This is a genomic window from Ginsengibacter sp. (assembly GCF_057362405.1).
This window is the reverse complement of sequence record NZ_JBMQQG010000058.1, coordinates 1-4446: the sequence shown is the minus strand read 5'-3', so window position 1 is coordinate 4446 and position 4446 is coordinate 1. Positions and strand designations below refer to the sequence as shown.

Sequence of the window (4446 nt, the reverse complement as noted above, 5' to 3'; positions counted from 1 at the left end):
TGGGCCGCAACGGGCCCGATTTTCAAATTTTCTGATACATGGCAACTGGTTATTAACACCAGCACCACTATTATAACTTTTCTAATGGTTTTCGTTATACAACATTCCCAAAATAAAGACACGATTGCCTTGCAGCTTAAGCTAAACGAGCTTATTGCAGCCAATTGCGAAGCAAGTAATCGCCTGATAAGCATTGAGGATTTTACCGAAGAAGAACTCGAAACTATTAGAAAATTTTACGCTCACCTGGCCAGGACTGCGAAAAATGAGAAAACCATATTTGAGACGCACTCTTTGGATGACGCCAAGAAAAACTCAGCAGGAAAAATCAAAAGCAGGCAGCCAAATCATCAAACTAAAAAATAAATATATGAACAAGATCCATCTTAAAACGGCCATTCTTCCGCTGTTATTACTTGCGTTTACGCTTAGTAGTTGTCAAGCTATTGCGGGTATTTTTAAAGCGGGCGTTTGGTTTGGGGTTATTGGAGTAATTGTAATAATTGTAGTAATCATTTGGTTGATAAGCAAGGCTGGTAAAAAATAAATACAACAGAATCGTTTTTCGCCATAGGTAGCCCAATCGCAGGTTCTTACTTACTTATCAATATTGAAATGATGCCCCCGTGTTTTATACACAAACTAAATTGGTTTATTATTCAATAGCTTCTACATTTATAATTTGAGTAACAAAAATTTAAAATATTCCTAAGTATTTTTAAATTGCCGTTAAAGTTATAACCCCCAATTCAACATGATAAAAAATTTAGTTGACCGAATCGCCGACCGGATAAGATGGGGTTACCTGGCTGCATTTATTATTCTTCTTGTTTCTTATATAATATCTTTTGTTGCCACGCAAAAGCTTATGAAACAATCCGCCCTGGTGAACCATTCCAACGATGTAATTCACGGGTTGGAAAATGTGGTCGGTTATGTTACCCAGGGTGAATCTGCCGCCCGCGGGTACATGATTACCAATGAAAAGGCGCTCCTGTTAAAATATAATGTTAGTCATCATGACGCGGATTCTGCACTGCTAAATGTAAAAGCGCTCACCGAGGATAATCCAAGTCAGCAAAAAAATATGGATTCGCTCAAAACATTAATAGACGACAAGTTTTCATGGCTCGATAATGCCATTTCGATTTACGATTCCACCCACACCATTAATGAAAATCTGCTGCGTAAAAAAAATATTGGGATTGCCAGAATGACGAAAGTTGAAAACTTTACGCAACAGGTGCAGGATGAAGAGAGAAGATTATTTCTGGAAAGAAACCGGCAACTAACCAAATATTCCCACATAATAAAACAGGTGACTATTCTTTCGCTTATCGCAGCCATCCTGTTAACTTTTTATTCCATTATTACTTTTAATAAAGAGAATAGGGCAAAGAAAGAGGCCAGTGAGAAAGCAAATGCCTATCGCCGGCAACTCGAGTTGAGAATTGATGAGTTGGCTGCCTTAAATGTTGAATTAATCGAATTGAGAAACATTGAAAAATTTGCGGCCACCGGAAGAATCTCGCGAACCATAGCCCACGAAGTTAGAAATCCACTGACTAATATTAACCTGGCCACGGAACAATTGCGAACCGAAATTGATGCCAGCCATGATGTTGACATGTTATTCGAAATGATTTCAAGAAACTCCAACAGGATTAATCAACTCATCAGCGACCTTTTAGATTCAACAAGAGTATCAGAACTACAATTCATAAAATCTTCTATTAACGATGTGCTGGACAGCAGCCTTGAATTTGCTTCGGACCGAATTGAATTGAAACAAATAATAGTTGTTAAAGATTACGACAAAGATATTTGTCCCGTTTTGGTAGATCCGGGCAAAATAAAAATTGCTTTTCTGAATATTATTGTAAATGCTATTGAGGCGATGCCTGAAAATGGAACTCTTCAACTTACTACAGAAAACAGGAACAACAGGTGCGTCGTAAAAATAACCGACTCCGGAAAAGGGTTATCGAAAGAAGATTTGGCGAGATTATTTGAACCTTACTTTACTACAAAAGAAAAAGGTACCGGGCTTGGCCTTACCAATACACAGAATATTATCCTGGCGCACCATGCAAACATCAATGTGGAAAGTGAAATATCCAGGGGTACGACGTTTACCATCTCTTTCAATTTTGCGTAAGTTTAAAAGAAGTGTCTTCAGGCATTTGGAACAACTTCCAATCAACCATTAGGTTTTGCATTAGATTTTGAACGTGGCCTGAGAGATATTTTTTCCAGCTTTTTATAAAGTTTAGTTTTTTGGGAATAGGTTGTTTCATCTCCCAATAAAAGGCCCCAGGGCTTCAACTCTTCAATTTCATCACAAATAATTTTTAATAAAGCAATGAAAGGTATGGAAAGAAACAGTCCCGAAATGCCGGTCAAACTGCCTCCTATTACCACTCCCAAAATTGAAATTAGTGCGTTTATTCGTAACCGTGAGGCAACTATACGGGGCACTAAAAAATTTACATCGACAATGTGCACGCTATAAAATATGACAACGATCCACACTGCTGAACTGGTACTATCGGTTGTAGTTAATGACACCAATACGGTAAATAGTGTAGCGGTAAACATCCCTATGTAGGGTATCAGGTTTAGTACTGCTGCCAGCACACCAAAAAAGATAGCATACTTTACGCCGAGCAACATGAGCCCGGTGGAGTTGGCTGTAGCAACTATAGCCATTTCAATCAACAGCCCGGTCATATAACTCCTTATCATAAGTTTGGTTTGCGAAAGAACGTTTTTTATACCGGGTGCGTGTTCCTTTTTAAAAGCTGCATATAAAAATTTACGAATATGGTCTTTGTAAAATAAAAGCAGGAATGTATAAATAGGCATTAGCACGAGGAGCATCACAGTTTCTGTTATTGAAAAAAATGTGCGCCCTATATAACTGGTACCAGTTGCTTTTAACTTATCAGCCTGTGTATTCAGGTATTCATTTTGTTCCTTGAAAGAAACATGCAGTTTTTCTTTTACCCAGTTCTGCAGGGAAACAAAGTGCTCGTTTAAATGTTCCTTAATAGAGGGAACATCCTGCATAAACCGGGCAATCTGGCTACTCAAAAAATAAATGATACCCGCTATGAAGCCAATTGCAAGAATAATACAAATTAAGATAGCTATTACTTTCGAAATTCTCAGCGACTGCAAAAGATTTACGGCAGGCAGGAGTAATGCGGCAAGGAGGCAGGAAAAAGCAAAGGGAATTAAGATGTTTTGCGCAACATGAATAAAGTAGCAAATAAAAAATATTACCAGGAATTTAAATGCCAGCTTTACGTAAAAAGGTGATTGGTTATTTATTACCATAACAAAAAATAAAAACCCCCATCTAAAGTTTTCTAAATGAGGGTTAGCAATTATTAAGAATACAATTAGAGACTTTCAATCCACTTAACAACTTCTTCTTTTGTTTTTCCCAATTTTTGCTGAAGTCTTCCTACGAGTACATCGTCATTTCCTTCATCACGTTTCAGATCATCATCATTAAGGTCAGCATAGGCCTTTTTTATTTTTCCTTTGGTTTCATTCCAGTCACCTTTTAATTTTAGTTTCCAGCTTTCCATAAAATTTAATTTTTAATTTTTAAAATCAGGCAGCGCCTCTTATGACTCTTAAAATAATTGCGATTATCGCAATCACCAATAAGATGTGAATTAAACCGCCCGTGTAATAGCCTCCCAAAAAGCTAATCGCCCAAATAATCACCAGTATAACTGCGATTATATATAATAGATTTCCCATTGCAAAAAAATTTAGGTTAAAAAATAAAATTGATACACTTATTGATTATACAAAAGTTTGCCAAAAAAAAGTTAAGCTGAAATTGCTGCCATATAAGCAATTGCGGGTATTTAATTTATTAGTTGAGGACAATAATTGAGTGTTGTGGGGAAATAGCTCTACGAAAAGGAACAAAAGTAAGAGATGGATGTTATTGGGCACAAATTCAATTATGCGCCTGATATTTGCTACAAACAAAGTATACCCGTGACGGAGGACTTGCCTTTTACAATTCCGTTTCAAAGTATACGTCTTCAAGACCTCGTTTATGCTATGCTCCTCCTAATCATCTATATTTAACTCAAATTACGCGAACCCCTAAATAATTCAAAAGAATATGAGGAGAAGATTTAAGAAAATATATTCTTACATACACCAGGTCTTTACTGAGTTTTCGGCCGATAATATCTTAAAATACAGTGCTGCCCTTGCTTACTATACCGTATTTTCTATAGCACCGCTTTTGGTTATTATTTCAACGCTTTCCGGAATTTTCTTTGGAAAGGAAGCCGTAAATGGAGAAGTATACAAACAGTTAAACGGCCTGGTGGGGACGGCAGCCGCTTTGCAGATCCAGGATATTATTAAAAATATTCACCTCACCGGAAATAATTTTGTGGCAACTACTATAAG

The 4446-nt window shown here is 37.0% G+C and carries 7 protein-coding genes; 4 read left to right on the top strand and 3 right to left on the bottom strand.

Features of this window, described 5'->3' with window-relative positions:
* The 3 genes from ACO1O5_RS05005 to ACO1O5_RS04995 all read left to right on the top strand — a co-directional run.
* Positions 1–366: low affinity iron permease family protein (locus tag ACO1O5_RS05005; RefSeq protein WP_486268740.1), on the top strand; the 366-nt coding region annotated here is incomplete at its 5' end.
* A 4-nt stretch (positions 367–370) separates the two neighbouring features.
* A complete protein-coding gene (locus ACO1O5_RS05000) occupies positions 371–547 on the top strand; it encodes a hypothetical protein (protein WP_486268739.1) in 177 nt (58 codons plus the stop codon).
* Between the two features lie 207 nt (positions 548–754).
* Positions 755–2158, top strand: a complete 1404-nt coding sequence (locus ACO1O5_RS04995; RefSeq protein ID WP_486268738.1) for a sensor histidine kinase — start codon at positions 755–757, stop codon at positions 2156–2158.
* A 41-nt stretch (positions 2159–2199) separates the two neighbouring features.
* Here ACO1O5_RS04995 and ACO1O5_RS04990 read toward each other — a convergent pair whose 3' ends face one another.
* The 3 genes from ACO1O5_RS04990 to ACO1O5_RS04980 all read right to left on the bottom strand — a co-directional run bounded on the left by ACO1O5_RS04990 (position 2200) and on the right by ACO1O5_RS04980 (position 3774).
* A complete protein-coding gene (locus ACO1O5_RS04990; protein WP_486268737.1) occupies positions 2200–3339 on the bottom strand; it encodes an AI-2E family transporter in 1140 nt (379 codons plus the stop codon).
* Between the two features lie 65 nt (positions 3340–3404).
* Positions 3405–3596 (bottom strand): CsbD family protein, encoded by a 192-nt coding sequence (locus ACO1O5_RS04985; RefSeq protein WP_486268736.1) that lies wholly within the window; start codon positions 3594–3596, stop codon positions 3405–3407.
* A 25-nt stretch (positions 3597–3621) separates the two neighbouring features.
* A complete protein-coding gene (locus ACO1O5_RS04980) occupies positions 3622–3774 on the bottom strand; it encodes a lmo0937 family membrane protein (protein ID WP_486268735.1) in 153 nt (50 codons plus the stop codon).
* A 376-nt stretch (positions 3775–4150) separates the two neighbouring features.
* Between ACO1O5_RS04980 and ACO1O5_RS04975 the strand changes: the two genes are divergently transcribed.
* Positions 4151–4446 (top strand): YhjD/YihY/BrkB family envelope integrity protein (locus ACO1O5_RS04975; RefSeq protein WP_486268734.1); only part of this gene is annotated, 296 nt, incomplete at its 3' end.

Bases quoted from the DNA above. Each gene is read 5' to 3' on its own strand.
- ACO1O5_RS04995 (WP_486268738.1), top strand. From the start codon at position 755: ATGATAAAAAATTTAGTTGACCGAATCGCCGACCGGATAAGATGGGGT.
- ACO1O5_RS04980 (WP_486268735.1), bottom strand. From the start codon at position 3,774: ATGGGAAATCTATTATATATAATCGCAGTTATACTGGTGATTATTTGG.
- ACO1O5_RS04990 (WP_486268737.1), bottom strand. From the start codon at position 3,339: ATGGTAATAAATAACCAATCACCTTTTTACGTAAAGCTGGCATTTAAA.
- ACO1O5_RS04985 (WP_486268736.1), bottom strand. From the start codon at position 3,596: ATGGAAAGCTGGAAACTAAAATTAAAAGGTGACTGGAATGAAACCAAA.
- ACO1O5_RS05000 (WP_486268739.1), top strand. From the start codon at position 371: ATGAACAAGATCCATCTTAAAACGGCCATTCTTCCGCTGTTATTACTT.